Raw genomic sequence first — 18,683 nt, forward strand, 5'->3', positions numbered from 1 at the left:
GGCACAATATGCAGTATTAATCCAAAAACTGCGTTGGTCGATAGAGCTCCTGTTTAAATGCCTTAAAAGCGGAGTTAATTTAAGAGGCGTCAATACTTCCTATCTCACCATTGTCTATACCATTGCTCAGGCAAGTCTTATTGCGGCAATCATAAAATACCTGATTTACCTTTACCTTGATGAAAAACACAGGTATTACATCTCCATGTACAAGGTATTCGTTAACTGTGACCCGTGGAGGGACGGATTTTGCGTAAATTTATTTAAACTCGATATCAGCGCGCTTAAGCAAAATCTCAACTTGATCCGAACTCTTGCCAATCAATATCGAAAATCACAAACTTCAAACACGCGGGAAGAAGCATTTAAAAGCTTTGAAGCTGTGATTAAATTTTTGGCTGAAGCCCCGATAAAGACTACGATTGAGGCTGATTTTTTATATGCTTAAGGACATGGATATGAATGAGCACTAATTCTCAAATATCTTTTAAATGATTCCTGATTTATACTGTAAATTCTGTGGAAAATATTAAATTTAACAATAAAGCAGGTGCAATATGTCATTTAGTGCAGTAAAAGAGTACTTTAAACAGTTTAATATGGAAGATCGCTTGCTTGAATTTCCGGTTTCAAGTGCAACCGTAGAGCTTGCCGCCATTGCTTTAAACTGTGAACCTTGCAAAATTGCCAAAACACTGTCATTTTTAACCAAAGACGATAAAGTTATTCTCATAGTCACCGCCGGAGATACCAAGGTCAATAACCATAAATTCAAAACCTTTTTCAGCATGAAGGCAAAAATGGTGCCGGCAGATCGCGCCGAAGAGCTTATCGGTCATGCCGTCGGCGGCATATGTCCTTTTGCCGTAAAAGATCATGTTGAGGTTTATCTTGATGAATCCCTTAAAAGATTTGCAACGGTCTTTCCCGCATGCGGCAGCAGCAACAGCGCAATTGAGCTTAACCTTGAAGAGCTCTATCAATACGCCAATGCCAAAGCTTGGATTGATGTTTGCGATATTAAAGAAAGTAATGTGTAATTTTGCTGAAGCTATAGCTCATTGTCCTAAGAATAATCAGAGCATTATTCTTAATATGTTTTTATTAATTTATTGCCATGATTGATTTAACCAAACTGCCGCTTAGCATTACTTCATTTAAAGAATTTTCTGCAAATTCGATGATTTATGTAGATAAAACAGATTTAGTTGCAAATCTTGCCTGTTTTAGAGGTCCGATTTTTTTATCCCGCCCGCGCAGGTTCGGTAAATCCACATTGGTAAGTACCTTTCATGAGCTATTTTCTAACGGACTTAACAGATTTAAAGGACTAAAAATCCAGACAGAAAATCTATGGAATGACGTAACTTATAAAGTAATACATGTTGACTTTTCAAGAATTAAAGAAGATACGGAAAATCGTCCTTTTGAGGACAAATTTTATTTACTTTTAAAATTAGCTTTTGAGACAGAAAATTTAAGTATTGCCGATGAAGGAGACGTCATTGCATCTTTTGCCAAAACTGTTGAAACAGCAGAAGACAAATCCTTAGTTTTGCTCATTGACGAGTATGACGCACCTTTAACCGCCACAATGGGAGACAAAAAAGAATTTGAGAAAAGACGAGCGTTATTTTCAGAGTTTTTTTCCAACGTAAAAAGTTTTTCGGACAAATTCAGATTTATTTTCATTACGGGAGTAACGCGTTACTCAAACACCTCAATCTTTTCCGCATTTAATAATATTGAAGATATAAGCTTTGAACCTGATTACGGAGCTATCGTCGGCTATACTCAAACAGATCTTGAACTGTACTTTAAAAAGTATATAGAAAATGCCGCAGAGACTTTAAACAAAAAAGACAAAACCAATAAATATACTTATGAGCGCATTTTAAATGAGCTTAAAAATAATTATGACGGTTATTCGTTTGATGAAGAATGTGAGCATCATGTGTACAATCCGTGGTCAATTTTAAACTTTCTAAAAAAACCGCAATACGGATTTAAACCCTACTGGCTTGAAACAGGTGGTGCAAAACCGTCATTACTAATCAATTATTTGAATAACTTTATAGACAAAACAGTAAAAAAAACCGAGCTTGTCGACTATTTAAATCTTGAGTTTATAAAAAGAACCGATACTGCATCTTTATCTCCTACAATTAAAAGCATAGAAGATAAAGATTTTCCGTTTTTTGCCATATTGTACCAAGCCGGATATTTTACGATTAAAAGCGCTCACCGAAAATTTTTAGACGTCGGTCTGCCAAATCTTGAAGTAAAAGAAGCCTTTGCTGAACTGGTTCTTGAAAAAATAACTAATAAAAGCGTAGCTTCCTTTAGTTACACTTACGAATCATCTATAACCAAAGCGCTTAAAGAAAAAGATTTTGCAAGTCTAAAAAAAGAATTTAACAAAATATTAAACGAGTTTTCTTATGAGAGCATACACTATTTTAAAGAATACGCTTTTAGAGATATCTACAAAGTAATTTTACAGATAATCGGCTATAACACTTATACCGAATATCAAACATCAATGGGCAGAAGTGACCTATGTTTTGAAGACGACCAGCATCTTTACATTTGTGAATTTAAAATCACAGACAGCGCTGACAGCGTCAAAACTAAACTTAAAGAAGCCCAAAAACAAATAAAAGAAAAAAGCTACGGTTTAAGGCTTACCGATAAAGAAGTAATAGCTCTTGCCGTAGTTATTATTAACGAAAACAAAGAGGACGGGCACGCACCCATCCGTGAAGTTGCAGCAATTGAGGAAGCGTTATAACCTGCACTTTGATTAAAGGTGAATCGTTCTTTTCTTTAAAAATTATTAAGAGGTAATAGTAACGTTAGCTTTGTATAACTTTTATCAAAAAAGATCAGCAGCTAAAACCTCGTCCTTTAGGGCGGATCTCATCGCGAGGAGAAGATCAATTTTTAATCTAGCGTTTTCTACTGCCTCAATATATTGACGGATAATAGATATCGGAGCACCGCCACAAAAAGAAGCAAAATAAGAAGGAGATCATAAAGCATTGCCCTAAAGCTGTAATTTGACAGATGGATAATTTCTGTTGCGAATAATAACGGAGGAAGTTCCTTTCAATTTGAATACAAGATCTGAAACTGAAAGGTTAGGCGGATATAGAATAAACAAACGCACATGACGTCAAAAATCAATATTTTCTAAAAAGTTAAATTTTTTAACAAATTGTTTTTATAATTTCGCCCATTCTTTACCAAAACTTTTAACTTAACTTTCTCTTGTAAGGTATCCGAAAAATGAGCAATACTGATAAAGCATGGGGAGTTTTCTGCGCTGTCATAGCAGGCGTTTCATATGGTACAAACCCGCTTGGCGGACTTATTATGTACAGTGAAGGATTTAATCCTTCCTCAGTGATTTTTTATCGTTTTATCTTAGCTGCCGTATGTTTTGCCGTGGTTATGCTCATGAACAGAATCAGCTTTAAAGTTTCACTTTATGAGCTGACAACCATGGCTGTTTTAGGTTTATTGTTCTGCGTTTCGGCATTAACCTTATTTTCAAGTTTCCTTTATATGGACGCAGGTCTTGCATCAACCTTATTTTTTATCTATCCGATTTTCGTAGCCCTAACCATGGCGCTTTTATTTCATGAAAAACTTTCTTTTACCATTATTATCGCCATTGTCTTTACGCTGCTTGGTATTGCTCTTTTATACCGCGGAGACGGAGAAGGATTTAATCTAAAAGGTGTTTTATGCGTATTAGGATCTGCCGTATCTTACTGTATCTATATGGTTTTTATTAATAAAAGTAAAATCATGATGTCCGCAATCAAAATGAACTTTTATATGGCAATTTTTTGTTTGTTAGGCGTAGTTTTGTTTTCATTTACCGCATCGAGCAACCGATTACTGCCATTAAACAGCCCGATTGCTTTTATGGGGGCTATCTTTCTTGCCATCGTTCCAACCATCATTTCTTTAACCTTTATGGTTAAAGCAATAAAGATAATAGGATCCACCCCTACTTCTATCATAGGAGCTCTTGAACCGCTTACTGCCGTTGCAATCGGGGTTTTATTATTTAACGAACTTTTCACGCTAAAAATGGCCATCGGAATTGCTTTGATTTTGACCGGTGTTTTAGTTTTGATTGCCGGTTCTGAACTAAAAGAAAAAGCAAAACTGCTTTTAAACAATCGCACCAAACAATGGCGTTGGAGATCTTAAAGACAAAAGTACAATTAAAGTGTATAAAGTTCTCTTTTCAAGCGGAATAATTGTCCAGGAAAAACACGTAAACGAGATCATCAGGCTTGAGGGTTTGATTGAGGCTTTAAAGCGCCAAATCGATCATGATGATCCTATGGTAAAAATAGTGGTTAAACCTTAAGACGGTTCTGACAAAGCACCTCCGCATTGAAATATGCTGCGGAGGTAGTCTTAAACCAAACTTATGCGTTTAATTTTTCTTTCTCTTTTAGTGCCTTTTGTCCTAATTCAAGCACCTGCAGAATACGCTTTACATCATAAACACATCCGCGGGCAGTTCCGCCGCTTACAGCCTGCAAAGCAGCCCATAAAGCAGTGTCATCAGGAAGGTCGGGATGAGGTTTGACCATAGGATGAGTGCTCCTTTTGGCAAGTTCAGCTTCCCCTTCTTTAACCGTTAACGGTTTATCCTTTGTTCCCAAAAAGTTTATCGTTCCGCTTAAATTAACCGTATCAATTACAACCTCGACAATATCACCGTCACGTAGTTTACCTATAGGACCTCCAGCTAAAGCTTCAGGACCGATATGACCTATGCAGGCACCGGTTGAGACGCCTGAAAATCTTGCATCGGTAAGCAGTGTGACATATTTGCCAAAAGGAAGATATTTAAGAGCAGAAGTCAATTGATAGGTCTCTTCCATGCCCGTACCCAAGGGGCCGCCTCCTATGACGCACATAATATCGCCTTTAACGATGGCTCCGTCCTTAATCGCTTTAATGGCATCCTCTTCTGACACAAATACTTTAATCGCTCCTTTGGCGCGATACACGCCATCTTGGCCGATAACGCTTTTATCAATAGCGGTAGATTTAATTACTGCGCCTTCAGGTGCGATATTCCCCTTAGGGAAAGTGATTGTTGAAGTAAGTCCGCGTGAATTTGCCTTATCAATATCCATGATTACATCATCGGCATCAACACCGTCTTCTTCCTTTAGATGGCGTTTTAAAGCATAGCGGCGCTCGGAATCTTCAAAGCAATCAAGATTTTCACCTAAAGTCATACCGGTTACAGTCATAACGTCCTCATGGAGAATGTTCAGTCTGCGCAACTTCAGCATTGCTTCAGGAACCCCGCCTGATAAAAAGGCGCGAACAGTAGGATGTGGTATCGGTCCGTTGGGATTAACGCTTACTATACGCGGAACCTCTAAGTTAATTCTGTTCCAATCATCCATTGTCGGGATCTTGCATCCTGCGGAATATGCAATAGCGGGAAGATGCAAAAGCAAATTGGTTGAACCGCCGAAAGCCGCATGCATAATCATTGCATTTTCAATAGCTTTGTCAGTAACAATATCTTTGACTTTTATCCCTTTTAACAATAAATCTTTTAAAGCAATCGCACTGTCACGGGCAATTTTAAGCCAAATTTCCTCTCCGGACGGAGCCAACGCAGAATGAGTTAAAGCCAAACCTAAAGCCTCGGCAATAACCTGGGAAGTCCCAGCTGTTCCCAAAAAATGGCATCCACCGCCTGCTGACGCGCACGATCTGCAGCCTACCGCTGCCGCATACTCTAATGAAATTTCATTATTGGCATAACGAGCTCCAATCGTCTGGACTTTCCCCGTATCTTCTCCTTCAACGGGTGGCAAAGTAGTACCTCCGGGAACCAGAATAACGGGCTTATCATGACAGGAGACCAATGCCATCATCATGCCGGGCAAGCCTTTATCGCATGTTGCTACCCCCATAAGTGCCTTTGCTGTCGGTAAGGAACGAATCAGTCTTCTTAAAACCATCGCGCTGTCATTGCGATACGGCAATGAATCAAACATGGCATGCGTTCCTTGAGAACGTCCATCGCAAGGATCGGTTACATATGCAGCAAAAGGAGTTATATGCTCTTTGGCAAATTCTCTTGATGCTGCCTCAACCAGCATACCAAGTTCAAAATTACCGGTATGATATGTAAGGGCAACAGGCTTTCCGTCAAAACCGCGCATTCCGCCTAAATTGCTTAAAATCAGCACTTCAGCATCACGAAGACACGAAGGATCCCATCCGATGCCTGCATCCATCGTCATACCGAATAAATCTCCCGACGGGCTATAGCGCAAAAGGTCGTGGTTAAGCGGTAAGGCTCCTTCAGGTCCTGCTGCTTTAGTCCGAGGTTTTAAAACAGTGTCTTTATCATTACTAAACAAAGCATTAAGCATATATATCCTCAAAAATTTTTATTTTTTTTTCTATATGTTGAACTTATTTACCGTATATAGAAAAACTAAAGATATAATCTATTCTACAAACAAATAACCGAAACTCTAAAAAATATTGCACTCTGCCTTACATGATTACCCTGCCGTTGCATCTGAAATCATCAAAATTTACATCATGTTGATTTTTGCCTTAATTAATTTACTACACAAAAATGACAGAAAATTACACTAAATTAACCTTTAATTTTAATTGAGCCAAAACATGAACATTTACATCAAATTTCAACTTGTCGACAGTAGAGAAAAAGAGTCAAAAAGACTACAATTTAATGGATAACACACTTATCCTTCAACGTTTTGAGGAAATATTTATGGCACAGCTTTCAGGATATGCACTTATAGGCGACATCGGCGGCACCAATGCTCGTCTTGCTTTATGCAACCTTGCAGACGGAACTATCACAACCCCAATTATTTATTCAGCACTTGAAAATGACTCGCTTGAAAGCTGTATTTTAAAATTCCGTCAGGAAACCAATGCCAAATTTACATCGGCATGTATTGCCATTGCCTGTCCGATTACCGGCGATTACGTCAAAATGACTAATAACCCCTGGGAGTTTTCTCAGTCACAGATGAAAAGTTCCTTAGGTCTTGAGAAGCTCATTGTTATCAATGATTTCACCGCCATGTCAATGTCCGTTACCTGCGTTGATCCAAAATACTTGATAAAAATCGGCGGCGGAGAACCAGATCCTTCTGCACCTATAGCGATCTACGGCGCCGGCACCGGCCTTGGTGTCGGACATGTCGTGCATATAAACGATCAATGGATCCCGCTTCCAGGCGAAGGCGGACACGTTGATTTAGCTCCGGGCAATATGAGTGAAGATATGGTTCTTATTACTTTAAGAGCTCGTATCGGTCACGTCTCGGCAGAACGAGTGTTATCAGGCCCAGGTCTTGTTAACCTCTACGAAGCAATCGCAATGCGCAATGAAAGACTTAAAGAAAATATGACACCTGCTGACGTCACGGCCGGAGCTTTAGCAAATCCGGCAGATCCCGATTGTCTTGAAGCTTTAAATACTTTCTGCCGTCTTATGGGACGCTTCGGCGGCAACCTTGCATTAACGATGGGAACTTTCGGCGGAGTTTACATTGCCGGCGGCGTAGTTCCCCGTTTTGTCGAGTTTTTCAAAAACTCAAAATTCCGTGAAGCCTTCGAAGAGAAAGGCCGCTTTAAACCGTATCTTGCAAGGATCCCCGTTTATATAATTACCGACACCAAGGCAGGTCTTCTCGGCGCCGGTGCTTTACTGCGTCAATCTTTAGGCGCAATTTTATAGTTTCAAATAAAGAAAGCGGCTCTACAACAAGAGCCGCTTTTTAAAGCTTATAAAAACGAAATTTCAAACTGCCGTGACGATACCTATTTAGTCCCGACTGAGCGCTGGGAAGGATAAGCTTTTTTTACCTCGATTTTAATGGAAAACATATCCTTATCCACTCTACCGATTAAATCAATAAGCTCATCTTTTTTAAGATAAGACCAGTTTCTGTCATTATCAAGTTCTACCTCAATCGTATCCCCAGACACATCAGTAAACTCATAATATTCTCCGCCGAAATATTTAGTCAGGCGTCCTTGCAAAAACACCATCTGACCATCCTTTACTCCCGAACGAATCTGACTGACCGTCATAGGATACTCATGTCCGAATCCGCGAGGCCCGTGATGAAATCTATCATGCATGCCTGCAGTTGCCGCTCCGACCACTATCAGCAATCCGCAGCAAAGATAAGTCATTAATCTTTTCATCAAAAACCCTCCTTAATTTTTATTATACTAACTAAATAAAATTAGCTTAAACTTAGTTGCAACTGCAAAATCAAATAACTTTAATGTCCCCAAGTCTAAAGATCCGACACTATTCAAGGTGAGGCCTTCCTTTTAAGATATTTTATGTGCCATATAGATTTATCATTTACCTCATCATACCCGAATCTTACCTACCCCGATACTGCCGTCTTTTGTTGATTTCCTTACCTATCTATCCACATATTAATATATTTGTCTCATACGCTTAGGTTTTACTGCAGGGAGCCGTTCGCTTTAAAGGGAATGGCTTTAACTGCACATCTGCAGAAACAAAATACAGTTTTTTTCATTAAAAATTTCTGTGCTTTAAAGCACAAAAATCACGGTTTTAGCATGATTTTTGGTATAATTAACAGGTAATTGAAAATAAGGAGCATCAATGCTTATCGATGAAGTAAAAGCCACCTTGGCAATGGAAAATTTAGAACTTAGCCAAGATGAAGAAAAACTTCTTAAAGACTTTGCCGACGGACGTGTTTCTTTTGAACAGGTTCGTGATTTTATCGTCAACGCCGTAAAGAATTGCAAGGCTGCATGAATCTTGAGCCAACCTCAATCTGATTATATATACTGTTACAAAGGTACCGAAGTTCTTATAAATAACTTCGGGCTTGAAGATCCTGAAAAATTAAAAAAAGTAGAAAGAACTATAACCGGCGCTCGCTTAATTGAGCTTTTAAAAAATCCGGTTCACGGTAAATTTGATACTGCTCATCTAAAAAAAATCCATCAGTATATTTTTCAGGATATCTATCCTTTTGCAGGAGAATTCAGGCGCGTTGATATCGCAAAAGGACTAATGTTCTGCCACTGTGAATACATTGAGCGGGAACTTGATAAACTTTTTTTAAAATTAAAAGAAGAAAATTATCTTAAAAATACAAATTTTGATGAAATTCCGTCCCGTGCAGCTTTTTATATGGGCGAAATTAATGCAATTCATCCTTTTCGTGATGGCAACGGAAGAGCTCAACGTGAATTTATTCGAGAGCTGCTGCTTCCTTTGAATCTTCAAACCGATTATTCAAAATGCCCGAAAGATATGATGCTAAAAGCCAGCATTGCTTCTTTCAACGGAGATGACAGCATTCTTACAAAACTTTATAAAATGTGTATTTACCCTAAGAATTAAAATAATATGCAAGATTTTAAATTTAACAGCACTCCTAAAATGCCTATAGGCAGCTTTCACGTAGCTGTCTGGGGCTGCCAAATGAATGTTTATGATGCCGACCGCATCCGTGACCTGCTGTCAAGCGCCGGTTTTATGGAAACAAGTCTGCCAAATAATGCCGATATAATTGTATTGGTTACCTGCGCGGTCCGTGCAAAAGCCGAAGATAAAGTTTTCAATCAAATTGCCAGCTGGAAAGCCAAAGGCGTTATTAATGCAAATACTGTCATCGCATTGGGCGGATGCGTAGGTTCAGAACTTGCCGAAGAAATTATAAATTTCGATAAAAACGTCAATATCGTATTCGGTCCGAGAACCGTACATCATCTTCCTGAAATGATTCGTGAGTTCCTTGATACTGGCACACCGGTAGTTAACGTCAAGGGAGATGCTCTTGAAAAATTCGACTCTTTGCCAAATCCAGGAAGACGCGGACCGTCAGCCTTTGTCACAATTATGGAAGGTTGCTCAAACAAATGTTCTTACTGCATCGTTCCCTATACTCGCGGTGAAGAAGAATCTCGTCCTGAAAAAGATATTCTTGAAGAGATTAAAATCCATATTGCCAACGGCGTAAAAGAAATTCATCTCTTAGGTCAGAATGTTAATTCATATCGCGGTATTAGTGATAACGGCTTTACCTGTTCTTTTAGTGAGCTTTTATACGAAATTGCAGCTGTTAACGGAGTAGAACGTTTACGTTTTACTACTTCAAATCCGATGGAATTTACTGATGATATTGTTCAGGCATTTGCCGATCTTGACGTTATCGCCGATGCCGTTCATATTCCCGTACAAAGCGGTTCAGACAGAATTCTTGAATTGATGCGCCGCCGTTATACCTCTGATTCCTATCGTGAACTTATAGCAAAACTGCGTAAAGCACGTCCGCAAATTCATGTGTCAACCGATATCATCGTAGGATTCCCCGGTGAAACTGATGATGACTTTGCAAAAACCATGTCTCTTGTTGATGACATTAAATTTGATCAAAGCTTCAGTTTTATTTACTCAAAGCGTCCGGGAACACCCGCTGCGGTTCTTGAAGATCCGATTTCAGCAGAAGTCAAAAAATCTCGTTTATATACACTGCAGGCTCGCCTTGAAGAATATGCATTAACCTACAGCCAAAAAATGCTCAATACACGGCAGCGTGTTTTGGTTGAGGGAGTTTCGCGTAAAGATGCCAATGAACTTAAAGGCAGAGCCTCAAATAATCGTATCGTTGTGTTTGAAGGCAGTACCGATCTGATCGGCTCAATGGCTGATGTCGATATAATAAAGGTAATGTCTCATACCTTAAAAGGCCAATTAATTAAATAAATCATGAAAAACAACCATTTAGATTTTGTCTTAGAGCCTATAGATAAAAATCGATTAGCATATTTAATCGGACCTGAAGATGAGAACTTAGTTCAAATACAAAAAAGGCTCGGAGTAACCATCGCTTATAGCGGTGCTCATTTTCACATTGAAGGTGAACACAAAGCATGCAAAGATGCTGAATTCATCATAAAGAATCTTTATGTTGAAACCGCTCCTATCGGTAAAAGCAATAAGATTCAGGATATAACCCCTGACAAAGTTCATCTTGCTATTCTTGAAAGAATAAAACTTGAAAGCAGCAAAGAAGAAGATCGCAATAGAGGCTCTATTGATAATCTTTATGCCAAAGCATCCTCTTTTAAAACTAAGCGCGGCACAGTAAAAGCCCGAACTGAAAATCAAAGTACTTATATTAGCGCTATCAATACTCATGATGTATGCTTCGGTGTAGGCCCTGCAGGCACCGGCAAGACTTTTTTAGCAGTAGCTGCTGCCGTAGATGCTCTTGAGCGCAACGAAGTAAGGCGTATTATTCTTACCCGACCGGCCGTTGAAGCCGGTGAGAAGCTCGGCTTTTTACCCGGTGATCTTTCTCAAAAAGTCGATCCTTACCTGCGTCCTTTATATGACGCCTTATTTGAAATGCTCGGCTTTGAAAAAGTTGAAAAATTTATTGAGCGACAAATCATTGAAATTGCTCCGCTTGCTTATATGCGCGGACGCACTCTAAATGATTCTTTCATTATTCTTGACGAAGCGCAAAACACTACCATTGAACAAATGAAAATGTTTTTGACTCGCATCGGATTTAATTCTAAAGCTGTCATAACCGGAGATCCGAGTCAAATTGACTTGCCCAAGCATATAAAATCAGGACTGAAACATGCTATCGAAGTCTTAAAAGATGTCGACAGCATAGGTTTTTCTTTCTTTGAGTCAGGCGATGTTGTGCGTCATCCTGTAGTAGCGGCTATCGTTAATGCTTATGAACTTTATGACAAAAAGGAAGAAGAACGTAAAAATGCGTACCGGGAACTAAAAGACAAGGAACGCAATGAACCGACAGCAGATAACGGGAATTTAACGGTTACAAAATGAACGTAAATATTGACCTACAGGTAGCTATAGACCCCAAAGAGTCTTTACCTGATATTGATGAGCTTACATTGTGGGCAAAAAGTGCTCTAATCGGTGCTGATTACCATAAAGATAGTGAAATTACCGTAAGAATTGTTGCTTCTGATGAAATTCAAGAGCTAAATCGGGAATATCGCCACAAGGACTGTCCTACTAATATTTTGTCCTTTCCCTTTGAATGTCCCGATGTAATTGACCTTCCTTTACTGGGCGATCTTATAATCTGCGATGAAATCGTCAGACGTGAGGCAAAAGTACAAGAAAAAACCTATAAAGAACATTTTGCCCATTTAATCGTTCACGGATGTCTGCATCTTTTAGGCTACGATCACATTGAAGCAAAAGATGCCGCAAAAATGGAACCTCTTGAGGTTAAAATCATAACAAAACTCGGTTATCCCGATCCGTACGGCGATTTAACAAACAACTAAGGAAACCTTTTTTATGAGCTCTGACAGTCTAAAAACCAAAAGTGCACATTTCATAAACCGCTTACTTCATGGAATAAAGCCGAACGATAAAGGCGAACTTGCAGACATGATTAAAGATGCAAGCGACCGCGATATTATTGATGATGATACCGAAAGTATGCTTTCAGGAGTTTTCGAAATTTCCAAACGCCGTCTTTGCGATATCATGATCCCACGTTCCCAAATGATTACAATTGACAGTAACAGCAGCATTGAAGATGCCGTTAAAATCATTGCCAAACACGGACATTCTCGTTATCCGGTGATCTGTGAAGACAAAGATCACATCATCGGTATTTTGCTTGCAAAAGATTTACTGCCATATGCTATAAGTTCTGAGAAAAACAAGCCTACCGTAGATAAATTAGTCCATCCTTTAGTAATAGTTCCTGAGTTTAAACGCGTTGATTCCATGCTAAAAGAATTTCAGGAAAACCGTTTTCACATGGCTGTCGTAGTCGACGAGTTCGGTGGAGTATGCGGGCTTGTAACTATCGAAGACATTTTAGAAATCATTGTCGGTGATATAGGCGATGAATACGATGACGAAGAAGATACCTTAACTGACGATATCATAAAAAGTGCCGATGACTCGTACCTGATAAAAGGTCAAACACCTATTGAAGCTTTTAATGATTTTTTTAAAACAACATTACCGAAAGTTGACGTTGACACCGTAGCCGGAATGGTAATCCATGCTTTAGGACATCTTCCGCAAAAGGATGAAAGCGTCAGCATTAACGGTTTTAACTTTAAAGTTTTAAACGCAACCCACCGTCAGGTTCAATTACTGCAGGTACGCAAAGAAAATCTGACAACATACCAAGAACAAGACTAAGATGATATTTATTCGAAAATTTCTCGATAACATCAATAATCTTACCGTGCTGAAAGCCTTTTTTATTTCTAAAAAAGGCATTATTTTAAGTATGTTTGCGGCAGGATTTTTAGCAAGTTTCGGTTTTGCGCCATATTCAAGTTTCGTTGCCATACTTGCCGCATATTTCGTACTTTTTTTACTGTGTTTTAATTTTGACACCAAAAAACAGGTGTTCTTAGCAGTACTCCTGTTTTTTACCGTCCAAAATGCCGTTACCCTGTATTGGCTAAATTTTGTAATGGAAGATTTCGGCAAGTTGCCGATTTTCGCTTCTTTAGCAATAGAAATACTTTTTTCTTTCTATTTAGCTCTTCCTTATGCAATATGTGCCGTAATTGCCTTTATGCTTGCCAAAAAGGCAAAAACATCTGCAATAGCTTGTTTTATGCCTATAAGCTTTTGCCTTGCTGATTTTATCGTTGGATATTTATTCACCGGCTTTCCCTGGATGTACATCGGCAATGCAATGCAAACAGGGCCCTTTTCTTCCTATGCTCCACTAATCGGAGTCCGCGGCATTAACCTTCTTGCTTATATTTTTGTCGGTGCTTTAGCTTTAACTGCCACAAGACGTTTTTTATATTTACCGGTTGCAGGAATCATTTTCGTGTTCGGTATTCTTACCATGGGGATCCGCTTTACTGTTGATACCTGCTCCTTAAATGTGGTGTTAGTACAGGGAAATATAAAGCCGGAAGTAAAATGGGATCCTCAGCATGTAATGCCGAGTATCGGTAAATATTGGAATTTAACTGAGCCTTATATCAAACCAAATACTCTTATAGTCTGGTCAGAATCATCAATTCCTCTATATATAGAGGAAAGCGGCGATCTCCTTAATGACTTAAATACTGTTGTAAACAGTAAAAGCGCAAGGCTTATAACCGGAATTCAGCACATTGACTTAAGGACTAAAGAAAGCTTCAATTCAATGATTCTATTAGGAGATAAACCCTCTTTTTCAATCGATAACCTTGCTCGCTACGACAAAAAACATTTAGTTCCTTTTGGAGAAATTGTTCCGTTTGAAAAATATTTACGCCCCTTAGGATCTATTTTCAACTTTCCTATGTCAGGTTTTTCAAAAGGAGAGGAGCAGCAGGATCCTTTTAATGTTTTTTCTTATAACCTTCTTCCGGTTATTTGTTATGAATCAATCTTTCCTGAACTTGTCCGTAATGAAGATAGTGCAGAAATTAACGGCATCGTTATGGTTTCAAACGACGGATGGTTCGGACAAACGCGCGGACCTCTTGAACATTTGGCAATTGCAAAGATAAGAGCACTTGAACTGCAAAAACCGGTATTACGCTCTACAAATAACGGAATAACTGCAATTATTGATGCCAAGGGTACTGTAAGTGCCAGCATTCCGGCAAATGAAGCATCTGTGCTTTCAGCTCAAGTTACTTTAACAAAAGGACTTACACCCTATGCGCGTTTTGGGAACATTCCGTTCTTCATAATGTTGTGTATAGCTTTTTGCTGCGGATTCATTGTTCGTAATCATCACAGCTCAAATCTTGATGAAAATTTACGCAGCTTAATCAGACCTTAATTTATTCATGCGGAAAAGCAAATTTTCCGCATGCTATTAATATTCAACCTTTCTTTTTGAACTGAGCCTAAAATATAAATAGACTCCGCCGCACATAATAATTAGCCCGCAAAAAGAGAATATGATCTGCAAAGTAGATAAATTTTCTGATTGAATTTTATTATTGTCCAAAAACTCTCCGATACGACAGCCGCGTGAAGAACAGCGAATTGCGCGGCCGTACATTCCCGAACTGTCCCATACATATCTGGGAAAAGGAATATAAACATTCACATTGGAAAACATGCTGTTAGCCGAGCTGACAAAATTAGATACGAATTTAAACAAAGCTTTTGGATCAGAGCCCAAACGGCGCAAATCATTATATTTTAAGGCAGGTTCCAAATTAAGATTACGTCCCGGAACGATATAACGCTCATCAAGTTTAAACTCATCAATTATTCGTCCTGAAAGATCAGTATCCACTCTTATTCTGGAATCGTTATGCAAAGACAACTGCTTATCAATTATCAAACGATTTTTAAATCCGTTGGATAAATCCAAAACTCCATTTCCGTCCATTACCAATGAATTTACTTCAATATCTTGACCGGTTTGCGAATCAACGCGCAAATTAGAATTTCTTATATACAGATTATTAATATCCAAGGCACCGTGCAGCATAGTCTGTCCGCCCAAGACATTTACATTAATATTCTGACCGATGATTTTTCCATCTATTTCAATGAAGGCCTCAGGATCACTGCCGAAATAATGAGGATTATCATGATATAAAAGACGTTCATCGGCACCGATATTTATGGAAGTCGATAAAACATTATTAATCAGTGCTTCTTGAGAATAAACATCCAGATCATCTTGTATAAGCTGCAGTTTAAGAGGAAGCATAGTACCAGCAACATCAGCAATATTAACTAAATTTCCGCTTTTATCAGTAACGAAATTCCACAACGACACAATATCGCCTGAAACTTTAGCATGTTTTAACAAGTTAATTTCTTTAACCAAGGCACTACCGTCCATAAAAATGGCACTGCCTTTACCTGAAATCATCCCTGAAATATTAATTTTATCTACTGCAGGATGACGCAAATCTTCAGGAATATCAGTCGAAATAGCCTCGTCATAACTTTTTTCACCTATCTTAAAATCCACCGTACGATTGGCTTGGTATGAACCGCGGCTTTCATATAAATTTGAAATAACGTTGGAGCCGAAATCCGCTTTTATCGCCACTCCACCTTCACCGTTTGCAATGATTCTGCCTTCTATATTGATCTTATTGCCTGAACCGTAGCTGAAAACAACTGATCCGCCCTGTTCGCCATTGGCGATAATACGGGTTGCTTTAGGTATTGTTATGAAATTATTGCTTCCGTCAACTCGTATTCCTAAAGCCCCGAATCCTTCGGTAAAAATATTACCCTTTTGCACTATATCGTTATAATCGCCATAGACATGCAAACCAATCCCCAACGGGACTTCTGACGGTAAATTCTTTACATAATCACGCTTCTTTTCATCATAAAAAGAATAAGTAGAATCTAAATCATAAACAGAAGGATTTGTACTGCTGCCTGAACCGTAAATACTATTACCGTAAAAACTGCGTCTTCTTGTCGAAAATCCCAAATCCTCAAACAGTGCCAGCTCTATCTCTAAAAAATTACCATAGTTTTTAAACGAAGAATTTGACAGCAAAGAGTTTCTTAAATTTAAAAATACCCTTCCTTCCTTATCATAAACAAGAGGAATGCCTTTTTTGCCGTTGCCTATATCAAAAATCGTTCCTTCAATGCCGTTGTCCAAAAGCAAATCTATATGTTTCCCGCGAAAATACAAATTATCGCCTAAAACCAATTTGCCGGCATCGCTAAGATCTCTTACTTCCGGCAAATAAAGACCGGAGGATTTAACATAAGTTCCGGCATCAAAATCAGTAAGCGGCTCCTTAAAACTCCTACCGTCAAAAGCACTGTTTACTCCTAAAAAAGCCGCATCGGCAATCATAGCAAGAGTCGAATAATTAGTACGCCCCGAATTATCAGGAAGATTAGGCGTTTCATGATTAAACAGCCCGAATTGCGTTACATAAGGATGCGTAAGACTTAACTGGACAAAAGCGGTAGTTAAAGGATACTTACACTTATCAAGCAAATTTGCTGCAGTAAAAGTCATGCCCTGACAGCTGCCTTTAACATGCACGGAATCATAAAAACGAGCTCTTGCTACGTAATTATCATCAAGAACAAGAGGGATCCTTATAGGAGTTTTATTTCCAAAATTATAAAAAAGAGAAGAAAAAAACTCAGACCCCAGATTGAATTGTGAAATTAAGAAAAAAGGAAAGCCGTCTTTAACCTCAGGAACTTTACCGAGATTAAAAGCCCGATACAGATCACTTATTTTATTTTTATCTTTTTCAAGATAATAAACAAAAATATTTTTATTTTTTACAAAAGAGGACTTATGCAAAGTCTCCGAGCCTGTCAAATCAGATACTTTACGTAAGATCCCATCGTCGCTTTCAAAAACCAACGGCGCTTTATTTGTTGAAGAAAAGCTCTGCACTTTGTCCTCAGCCGTAACAACCGAGGAAACAAATACAGCTAAAGCAGCAGACAAAGCCAAAGCACTTTTCAACATACTGTTATCACTTATCACAGCATTATAACTAACTCAAAGCATAGAGCAGAGTCTACATATTAGGAGGATTCAACCAAACCGGTCTGCCGGTTCGCTCCTCCAAAGCTTTCTTTAAAATAACCTGATTAATCTCAGGATTGTTAAAAAATTCAAGTTCATCCTTAGTAAAATCAAAAGGCAAATTCTCAAAAGTTTCAAACTCATCGGCAGTACGTGACAAAGGCTGATGTACCTCGATATAGATATTGCCGTTATCCTCAATTGCGTACTTTATAGGACGGTTTATAAATTGAACTCTGGTTCCTACAGGAACATTATTGAATAAATATTCAATATCCTCATTTCTCAGACGAACACAGCCATGGCTTACACGCAAACCGATACCGAAATCGGCATTGGTGCCGTGAATTGCATAAAGCCTTCCTATGTATAAAGCATATAATCCCATAGGATTGTCGGGACCTGCAGGCCATACAGCCGGCAAATACTCACCGCGAGCTCGGTATTCAGCATGCATCTTGGCTGTCGGCGTCCAAGTAGGACCTGCTTTTTTACGCTGTACGGCTGTTACCCAGTTAAGCGGAGTATCCGTACCAAGCTGACCTATTCCGATTGGCAGAATATCGACAACGTTGTCATGATAATAATAAAGGCGCATCTCTGCGGAATTAATGATTATTCCTTTGCGAACGGTATCAGGTAAAATCACTTTTCCCGGGATAACCAAGTTCGTGCCGTTTTTAGGGACAATCGGATCTGCATACGGATTAGCCTCAATCATGTTGGAAAGTCCAAGCTGATAATGGGCTGCTACATACTCCATAGTAGTAGTTCCGCTTTCTGCAATTTTGTAAGTATCTTCCTTCCCGACAATTTTTATACTGTCATCAATCGTATAAGTAGCCGCATGAGCAGCACCTGCCAACAAAAGCAATAAGGCAAGAGTCTTTTTCAACATTTGATTTTCTTCTTTTAACTTGCTGTAAACATGATAATTTTACTAGATAAAAAAATAAAAATATGCTTATTTTTTATCAAAAAAGATCAGCGGCTAAAACCCTATTCTTTAAGGCTGAGTTCATCGCAAGGAGAAACTCAGTGTTTAATCAGGCGTTTTCTACCGGTCAATATATTGCCGGATAATGGATATCGGAGCTCCTGTGGTTGAGGTATTAAAAA

The 18,683-nt window shown here is 38.8% G+C and carries 18 protein-coding genes; 13 read left to right on the top strand and 5 right to left on the bottom strand.

What is annotated here, in order from left to right:
• From HMPREF9444_RS11095 to HMPREF9444_RS05345, 3 genes are all read left to right on the top strand, one after another.
• Window positions 1–448, top strand: a 448-nt coding sequence (locus HMPREF9444_RS11095; protein WP_009143365.1) for a hypothetical protein, incomplete at its 5' end; no start/stop codon positions are given.
• Window positions 449–557: 109 nt separating this feature from the next.
• Window positions 558–1,040, top strand: a complete 483-nt coding sequence (locus HMPREF9444_RS05340; protein ID WP_009143366.1) for a YbaK/EbsC family protein — start codon at window positions 558–560, stop codon at window positions 1,038–1,040.
• A gap of 77 nt (window positions 1,041–1,117) precedes the next feature.
• Window positions 1,118–2,791: an AAA family ATPase gene (locus HMPREF9444_RS05345; RefSeq protein WP_009143367.1), complete on the top strand. Its 1,674-nt coding sequence runs from the start codon at window positions 1,118–1,120 to the stop codon at window positions 2,789–2,791.
• Window positions 2,792–3,046: 255 nt separating this feature from the next.
• Here the strand turns inward: HMPREF9444_RS05345 and HMPREF9444_RS11415 are convergent, their stop codons facing one another.
• The gene (locus HMPREF9444_RS11415; protein ID WP_083801129.1) at window positions 3,047–3,169 is read right to left on the bottom strand and encodes a transposase; all 123 of its coding nucleotides are present in this window, start codon (window positions 3,167–3,169) and stop codon (window positions 3,047–3,049) included.
• A 119-nt stretch (window positions 3,170–3,288) separates the two neighbouring features.
• On the opposite strand from HMPREF9444_RS11415, the gene HMPREF9444_RS05350 reads away from it, so the two are divergent.
• The gene (locus HMPREF9444_RS05350; RefSeq protein ID WP_009143368.1) at window positions 3,289–4,224 is read left to right on the top strand and encodes a DMT family transporter; all 936 of its coding nucleotides are present in this window, start codon (window positions 3,289–3,291) and stop codon (window positions 4,222–4,224) included.
• Between the two features lie 19 nt (window positions 4,225–4,243).
• The gene (locus HMPREF9444_RS10960) at window positions 4,244–4,387 is read left to right on the top strand and encodes a hypothetical protein (protein WP_009143369.1); all 144 of its coding nucleotides are present in this window, start codon (window positions 4,244–4,246) and stop codon (window positions 4,385–4,387) included.
• Window positions 4,388–4,448: 61 nt separating this feature from the next.
• On the opposite strand, the gene HMPREF9444_RS05355 is transcribed toward HMPREF9444_RS10960, so the two are convergent.
• The gene (locus HMPREF9444_RS05355; protein WP_009143370.1) at window positions 4,449–6,431 is read right to left on the bottom strand and encodes a YjhG/YagF family D-xylonate dehydratase; all 1,983 of its coding nucleotides are present in this window, start codon (window positions 6,429–6,431) and stop codon (window positions 4,449–4,451) included.
• A gap of 371 nt (window positions 6,432–6,802) precedes the next feature.
• Between HMPREF9444_RS05355 and glk the strand changes: the two genes are divergently transcribed.
• On the top strand, window positions 6,803–7,780 hold the full coding sequence (glk, locus tag HMPREF9444_RS05360) for a glucokinase (protein ID WP_040909276.1): 978 nt from the start codon (window positions 6,803–6,805) through the stop codon (window positions 7,778–7,780).
• Window positions 7,781–7,863: 83 nt separating this feature from the next.
• Here the strand turns inward: glk and HMPREF9444_RS05365 are convergent, their stop codons facing one another.
• Window positions 7,864–8,253 (bottom strand): NirD/YgiW/YdeI family stress tolerance protein, encoded by a 390-nt coding sequence (locus HMPREF9444_RS05365; RefSeq protein ID WP_009143372.1) that lies wholly within the window; start codon window positions 8,251–8,253, stop codon window positions 7,864–7,866.
• Between the two features lie 439 nt (window positions 8,254–8,692).
• On the opposite strand from HMPREF9444_RS05365, the gene HMPREF9444_RS10965 reads away from it, so the two are divergent.
• The 7 genes from HMPREF9444_RS10965 to lnt are packed head-to-tail and all read left to right on the top strand — an operon-like array spanning window position 8,693 to window position 14,858.
• Window positions 8,693–8,851, top strand: a complete 159-nt coding sequence (locus tag HMPREF9444_RS10965) for a hypothetical protein (protein ID WP_009143373.1) — start codon at window positions 8,693–8,695, stop codon at window positions 8,849–8,851.
• A gap of 3 nt (window positions 8,852–8,854) precedes the next feature.
• Window positions 8,855–9,445, top strand: a complete 591-nt coding sequence (locus tag HMPREF9444_RS05370; RefSeq protein ID WP_009143374.1) for a Fic/DOC family protein — start codon at window positions 8,855–8,857, stop codon at window positions 9,443–9,445.
• Between the two features lie 6 nt (window positions 9,446–9,451).
• Entirely contained in the window at window positions 9,452–10,810 is a 1,359-nt protein-coding gene (gene miaB, locus HMPREF9444_RS05375) for a tRNA (N6-isopentenyl adenosine(37)-C2)-methylthiotransferase MiaB (RefSeq protein WP_009143375.1), read from the top strand.
• A gap of 3 nt (window positions 10,811–10,813) precedes the next feature.
• Window positions 10,814–11,911, top strand: coding sequence for a PhoH family protein (locus tag HMPREF9444_RS05380; RefSeq protein WP_009143376.1), 1,098 nt, complete (start codon window positions 10,814–10,816; stop codon window positions 11,909–11,911).
• Window positions 11,908–12,381 carry an rRNA maturation RNase YbeY gene (gene ybeY, locus HMPREF9444_RS05385; RefSeq protein ID WP_009143377.1) on the top strand — a complete coding sequence of 158 codons (474 nt, stop codon included), beginning with the start codon at window positions 11,908–11,910 and terminating at the stop codon, window positions 12,379–12,381. The genes HMPREF9444_RS05380 and ybeY overlap by 4 nt, the downstream gene beginning before the upstream one ends.
• A 13-nt stretch (window positions 12,382–12,394) precedes the next feature.
• A complete protein-coding gene (locus tag HMPREF9444_RS05390) occupies window positions 12,395–13,258 on the top strand; it encodes an HlyC/CorC family transporter (protein WP_009143378.1) in 864 nt (287 codons plus the stop codon).
• A gap of 1 nt (window position 13,259) precedes the next feature.
• Entirely contained in the window at window positions 13,260–14,858 is a 1,599-nt protein-coding gene (gene lnt, locus HMPREF9444_RS05395) for an apolipoprotein N-acyltransferase (protein ID WP_009143379.1), read from the top strand.
• Between the two features lie 36 nt (window positions 14,859–14,894).
• Here lnt and HMPREF9444_RS05400 read toward each other — a convergent pair whose 3' ends face one another.
• Together HMPREF9444_RS05400 and HMPREF9444_RS05405 are read right to left on the bottom strand one after the other, a co-directional pair.
• Complete coding sequence (locus HMPREF9444_RS05400) at window positions 14,895–17,504, bottom strand: hypothetical protein (RefSeq protein WP_009143380.1); 2,610 nt, start codon at window positions 17,502–17,504, stop codon at window positions 14,895–14,897.
• Between the two features lie 52 nt (window positions 17,505–17,556).
• On the bottom strand, window positions 17,557–18,462 hold the full coding sequence (locus tag HMPREF9444_RS05405) for a L,D-transpeptidase family protein (protein ID WP_009143381.1): 906 nt from the start codon (window positions 18,460–18,462) through the stop codon (window positions 17,557–17,559).
• Window positions 18,463–18,683: the final 221 nt, after the last annotated feature.

The organism is Succinatimonas hippei YIT 12066 (genome assembly GCF_000188195.1).
Lineage (GTDB): Bacteria > Pseudomonadota > Gammaproteobacteria > Enterobacterales > Succinivibrionaceae > Succinatimonas > Succinatimonas hippei.

Coding starts and splice junctions, on each gene's coding strand:
- HMPREF9444_RS05340 (WP_009143366.1), top strand. CDS start 558: ATGTCATTTAGTGCAGTAAAAGAGTACTTTAAACAGTTTAATATGGAA.
- HMPREF9444_RS05345 (WP_009143367.1), top strand. CDS start 1,118: ATGATTGATTTAACCAAACTGCCGCTTAGCATTACTTCATTTAAAGAA.
- HMPREF9444_RS05350 (WP_009143368.1), top strand. CDS start 3,289: ATGAGCAATACTGATAAAGCATGGGGAGTTTTCTGCGCTGTCATAGCA.
- HMPREF9444_RS05355 (WP_009143370.1), bottom strand. CDS start 6,431: ATGCTTAATGCTTTGTTTAGTAATGATAAAGACACTGTTTTAAAACCT.
- glk (WP_040909276.1), top strand. CDS start 6,803: ATGGCACAGCTTTCAGGATATGCACTTATAGGCGACATCGGCGGCACC.
- HMPREF9444_RS05365 (WP_009143372.1), bottom strand. CDS start 8,253: ATGAAAAGATTAATGACTTATCTTTGCTGCGGATTGCTGATAGTGGTC.
- HMPREF9444_RS10965 (WP_009143373.1), top strand. CDS start 8,693: ATGCTTATCGATGAAGTAAAAGCCACCTTGGCAATGGAAAATTTAGAA.
- miaB (WP_009143375.1), top strand. CDS start 9,452: ATGCAAGATTTTAAATTTAACAGCACTCCTAAAATGCCTATAGGCAGC.
- HMPREF9444_RS05380 (WP_009143376.1), top strand. CDS start 10,814: ATGAAAAACAACCATTTAGATTTTGTCTTAGAGCCTATAGATAAAAAT.
- ybeY (WP_009143377.1), top strand. CDS start 11,908: ATGAACGTAAATATTGACCTACAGGTAGCTATAGACCCCAAAGAGTCT.
- HMPREF9444_RS05390 (WP_009143378.1), top strand. CDS start 12,395: ATGAGCTCTGACAGTCTAAAAACCAAAAGTGCACATTTCATAAACCGC.
- lnt (WP_009143379.1), top strand. CDS start 13,260: ATGATATTTATTCGAAAATTTCTCGATAACATCAATAATCTTACCGTG.
- HMPREF9444_RS05400 (WP_009143380.1), bottom strand. CDS start 17,504: ATGTTGAAAAGTGCTTTGGCTTTGTCTGCTGCTTTAGCTGTATTTGTT.
- HMPREF9444_RS05405 (WP_009143381.1), bottom strand. CDS start 18,462: ATGTTGAAAAAGACTCTTGCCTTATTGCTTTTGTTGGCAGGTGCTGCT.